1 protein-coding gene is annotated in these 344 nt (G+C 65.7%); it reads left to right on the forward strand.

Annotated features, from left to right (window positions below; genetic code table 11):
• On the forward strand, nucleotides 1-344 hold a 344-nt coding region (locus EN851_RS34740; RefSeq protein WP_135931085.1), incomplete at both ends, for a GTPase.

Below are 344 nucleotides of genomic sequence, written 5' to 3' on the forward strand. Positions count from 1 at the left end.
ATGCCCGGGCCATGATCGAAGCGGAGATCGCCTTCGCGGACGAGGAGGAGGTCCCGGGTTCCGTTTCGGATGCGGTCTGGTCCGACGTGACGGCGATGATCGATGACGTCGGGCGGCACATTGAAGGGTTCAAGGCGGCGGAGATTATCCGCGACGGTTTCGAGGTTGTCATCCTCGGCGCGCCGAATGCCGGCAAGTCCAGCCTGTTCAACGCTTTGGCGCGGCGCGAGGCTGCGATCGTCACCGACGAGCCGGGCACGACCCGCGACCTGCTCGAGGTCGCCATGGATCTGAACGGTTTGAAGGTGCGCATCGTCGATACCGCCGGCCTGCGTGACGCCGCG

Source organism: Mesorhizobium sp. M8A.F.Ca.ET.208.01.1.1 (genome assembly GCF_004791315.1).
Lineage (GTDB): Bacteria > Pseudomonadota > Alphaproteobacteria > Rhizobiales > Rhizobiaceae > Mesorhizobium.